This is a genomic window from Hyphomonas sp. UBA3601, assembly GCF_002375605.1.
GTDB lineage: Bacteria > Pseudomonadota > Alphaproteobacteria > Caulobacterales > Hyphomonadaceae > Hyphomonas.
The window spans coordinates 1-4,602 of the sequence record NZ_DFME01000003.1 but is presented as its reverse complement, the minus strand read 5'-3'; the positions used below and the strand labels follow the sequence as shown (position 1 = coordinate 4,602).

Genomic DNA, 4,602 nt, shown 5'->3' with positions numbered 1-4,602 from the left:
CCCATATGCCACCATGGTCTCGTCGAGCGGTAGTTCCCGGGCAGCCAACGCATCGCGAATCCCCGTCAGCCGCTCTTGCGTTACCAGCCGGTCTTTCAGGCCTGCCAACACCCCGATCTGGCGATGCCCAGACGCAAGAAGGTGCTCCGCCATCATTGCCGCCGCGCTGCGATCATCGATACCGACCGTCGGATAGCGACCGCGCGGATCAGCGCTGATCGCCTGCACAAAGGGAATCGCGCAGTGTTCACCCTCATGATGCAACTGGTCGAGCGGCCGCTCGCCCAGCTGGATCACGCCATCGGCGCGATAGGTTTCCACCATCTCCACACCAACGGACTCGATGGCTGCATCGTCTCCGGTGTCAGACACGATCAAATTGAACTTGTTTTCTACCGCGACACGCTCAATGCCCGAGACAACTCTCGCGAACAGGACATTTGCAATGTCCGGGACCATGACAAGCACTGTATTGGTCCGCTTCTCACGGAACAATTGAGCCAATGAGCTCGGCTTGTATTTGAGTTCTTCGGCGGCGGCCAGGACGCGTTCGAGCGTCGTTGTGGACAGTTTACTCGGATCTGAAAATGCCCGCGACACTGTCGCGGGGGAGACAGCAGCCAGTTTCGCGACATCCCTGATCTGAGCCATTGAAATTCTCCTACGAGCCATTTCGCTTTTTTAAGGCTCCGCGTCGGGGTAACTCGCCCGAATGATGGAACGATCTGGTCATCAAACACCATGACCGCTTGCAATGAAACCGGTTGTATTGAATGTTCTCATGGTCAGGCACGCAGAGAATGTTGGCGACCAAGGCCCATTTGGCTGCAAGAAGGAATTCGGTGCACCGTCGCCCGCCCGGGCGAACCGCGCGCACGAACTAGGAGTCGGGGACCGTGAGTCTACATCCGATTGATATGGCCGTGATCGCGGCATACATCGGCTTGACGCTATTTATCGGCTTCTGGATTTCCACCCGGGCCAATAAGGGTATGCGGAGCTACTTTCTGGGTGGCAATCGGTTGCCTTGGTATGCGCTGGGCCTGTCGAACGCCTCTGGTATGTTCGATGTGGCTGTTACGATGTGGCTGGTATCCATCCTGTTTGTGTATGGTCTGAAAAGCGTCTGGATCCCATGGCTCTGGCCCGTCTTCAACCAAGTATTTCTGATGGTCTTCCTCTCCATCTGGTTGCGCCGGTCGGGCGCGATGACCGGGGCAGAGTGGATTACCTTCCGATTTGGCGATGGCCCAGCCGCGCGGTTAAGCCATTTGAGTGTCGTGTTATTCGCGTTGATCCTGGTGCTCGCCTACATGGCCTACGGCTTCCTCGGCATCGGCAAGCTCGCGGTCCAGTTCATCCCGCTAGACCTGGCGGGCCTTCTTCAGCTCGACGTTTTCCTGCCGACCGCGCTGAAGGCGCCCAATCTCGCCGGTGACCTTCTGGCCCAGAGAGAAGCCGCAATGATCTCACTCAATGAGAAGGTTTTCGGCGTTATCCTGATCTTTCTTACGTCGCTCTATGTCATCAAGGGCGGCATGTATTCGGTAGTATTTACCGAAGTCATACAATTCCTCGTCATCACGGTTGCCAGTGTTGGTATTGCCGTGATCGCCATGATGCATGTGGCGCCGGATACGCTGGCTGCGGCAGTCCCCGAAGGCTGGGACAATCCCTTTTTTGGATGGAGGCTTGGTCTCGATTGGTCCAATCTGCTGCCCTCTGCAGATACCAAGATAGCGAGTGAGGGCTACTCGCTGTTTTCAATATTCTTCATGCTTGTCTTGCTGAAGGGAATCTTCACATCACTTGCCGGGCCGGCCCCAAACTATGATATGCAGCGCATCCTTTCCGCCCGCACTCCGATCGAAGCCGCCAAGATGAGCGCGCTGGTCAGTATTGTGCTGAATGTCCCACGTTATTTGCTGATCACCGGTCTGACGATTCTCGCTCTGGTCTATTTCAGCCCATATTTGCGGGACATGGGCACAGATGCGGACTTTGAGGCCGTACTGCCATTTGCACTACGTGAATTCATTCCAGTCGGGCTGCTCGGCCTCACCCTCGCCGGATTGCTGGCTGCCTTCATGTCCAGCTTCGCCGCCCCCCTTAACGCCGCCCCCGCATATGTCGTAAATGACATCTATCGCAAATACATTAAGCCGAATGCGTCTGAGAAGACGTATCTCAGGATCAGCTACCTCGTGTCCACGGTCTTCGTGATCATCGGCACGCTCATCGGAGTGTTCCTGACCAGCATCGACAATGTCATCAACTGGATCACGGCAGGGCTTTATGGCGGATACACAGCCGCCAATGTCGTGAAATGGTACTGGTGGCGCATGAATGGTTACGGTTACTTCTGGGGTATGCTGACGGGTATCGTGTTTGCGCTGGGATTAGGCATGCCACAGGTGGACTTCAATCCGTTGCAGGCTTTCCCATTCTTCTTCGTAGCGTGTCTTATCGCCGTGGTGATCGGATCTCTGGCTACCAGGCCGACCGATATGGAAACATTGCAGCGATTCTACTTGAAGACGCGCCCATGGGGCCTTTGGGGGCCTGTCGCCGACTCACTCGCGGCCGCCGGCCGAACTGTCTCCCCCAATACGAACTTGAAGCGTGACTTGATTAACGTAGCCGTGGGCATTGTCTGGCAGACTGCCCTGGTCTGCGTCCCTATTTTCCTTGTGATTCAAGACTGGCCCAAAATGCTTGCAGCTCTTTCAGTTGTGCTCATCACCAGCGTATTCCTGAAGCTTAGCTGGTATGACCAGATGAGAGATTACCCGGAAGACTACTCTCCCGACGAGCAACGAACACATAAATCCGATGTCGGACTTAATTTGTGACTGACTGGTCTACTTCCACGCTTGCTCTGTCCGATTGGCCGAAGGCGCAAACGCCACGCCTGCAGTCCGAGAAAACAGAGGCCCTGATTGAGCGAATTCTGGAGTGGCTGACACCCGCGCAAAAGGTAGGGCAAATCATTCAGGCCGATATTGCATCAGTGACGCCTGAGGACGTCGCCGCTTATCATCTCGGTTCAGTGCTGAATGGCGGCAATTCTGCACCAAACGGAAATCAACGTGCCAGTCTCGCCGATTGGCTGGAACTCGCCGATGCATTTTGGGCGGCATCCATGCGTGCAGATGGCCCCCGCATTCCGATACTGTGGGGCACCGACGCTGTTCACGGCCACAACAATCTGATCGGGGCAACAATCTTCCCACATAATATCGGACTGGGTGCCACGCGGGATGCAGAACTGGTGGAACGCATAGGCGCCGCTACCGCACGTGAAGTACGTGCATCAGGTATGGATTGGGCATTCTCTCCGACCGTCGCCGTCGCACGCGACAGCCGGTGGGGCCGAGCCTATGAGTCCTATTCGGAATCTCCCCAATTAGTCGCTGAGCTAAGCGCCGCCCTGGTCCGAGGCCTACAAGGCATTTCGGGCAACGAGAACTTCCTCGGTGACGCCAAGATACTCGCCTGCGCGAAACATTTCATTGGTGATGGTGGCACTCAGGGGGGGCGGGACCAGGGCGAAACGATCGTCTCAGAAGCCGAATTGCGCGAGGTCCACGCCGCCGGCTACTACGCCACTCTGGAATCTGGAGTGCAGACTGTGATGGCCTCGTTTTCAAGTTGGGGCGGTCTTAAAATGCACGGACACAAAGCCTTTCTCACCGACCTTCTAAAAGCCCATTGGGGCTTCGATGGTGTGGTTGTGGGAGACTGGGACGGGCACGGGCAAATAGAGGGCGCCACCCCAACCGATTGCCCGGATGCTTTGATGGCGGGCCTCGATATGTATATGGCCCCCGACAGCTGGAAGGGCCTGCATGCGTCCCTATTGCGCCACCTTGAGTCCGGACGAATTACCCAGGAGCGTCTGGACGATGCGGTCCGCCGGGTTCTCAGGCTAAAAATGCGTGCAGGCCTGTGTGCTCAACCCACTCCCAGCGAGCGGCCCCTAGCTGTGAGAGGAAATAATGTTGGGTGCACGGCACATACGGAACTTGCTGCTGTCGCCGTCCAGAAATCTGCCGTTTTGCTGAAGAATGCGAACAATGTTTTGCCTTTGCAGTCGAACCAAAGAATCCTGGTGACGGGTCCCGCTGCGGATGATCTCGGCATGATGTGCGGAGGATGGTCGCTTTCCTGGCAGGGCGGACATCTCAATCCGGCCGACTATCCGCATGCCGAAACCTTTCTGGCGGGAATTCGACGGGTGGGCAAAGAGCATGGCGGGACAATTATCTATTCACCCGACGGGCGCATTAAAGACTCTCCGGACATTGCCATTCACGTGTTTGGAGAGCTCCCCTATGCCGAGTTTCGCGGAGACCTGTCGACGCTGGATTTTCAGCCCCGAGACAAGAAAGATGCCGACACGCTCAAACGGTTGCGCAAGGCAGGCATCCCCACCATCTGCATCTTCCTCTCTGGGCGACCGCTTTGGGTCAATCCATCATTGAATGCGTCCGACGCCTTCATCGCAGCATTTCTTCCCGGCACTCAGGCAGGCGCACTCGCTGATGTGCTGTTCGCAACGAATGGTCTCGACTTCTCCGGCAAACTATCTTTTTCCTGGCC

The 4,602-nt window shown here is 56.5% G+C and carries 3 protein-coding genes; 2 read left to right on the top strand and 1 reads right to left on the bottom strand.

Annotation, left to right across the window (positions count from 1 at the left end):
• Nucleotides 1-651 (bottom strand): LacI family DNA-binding transcriptional regulator (locus B4F73_RS00165; protein ID WP_290482229.1); only part of this gene is annotated, 651 nt, incomplete at its 3' end.
• Between the two features lie 245 nt (nucleotides 652-896).
• Between B4F73_RS00165 and B4F73_RS00160 the strand changes: the two genes are divergently transcribed.
• Both B4F73_RS00160 and B4F73_RS00155 read left to right on the top strand, forming a co-directional pair.
• The gene (locus B4F73_RS00160) at nucleotides 897-2,852 is read left to right on the top strand and encodes a sodium:solute symporter family protein (protein WP_290482228.1); all 1,956 of its coding nucleotides are present in this window, start codon (nucleotides 897-899) and stop codon (nucleotides 2,850-2,852) included.
• The coding region (locus B4F73_RS00155) for a glycoside hydrolase family 3 protein (RefSeq protein ID WP_290482227.1) at nucleotides 2,849-4,602 on the top strand (1,754 nt) is incomplete at its 3' end. The genes B4F73_RS00160 and B4F73_RS00155, both read left to right, overlap by 4 nt.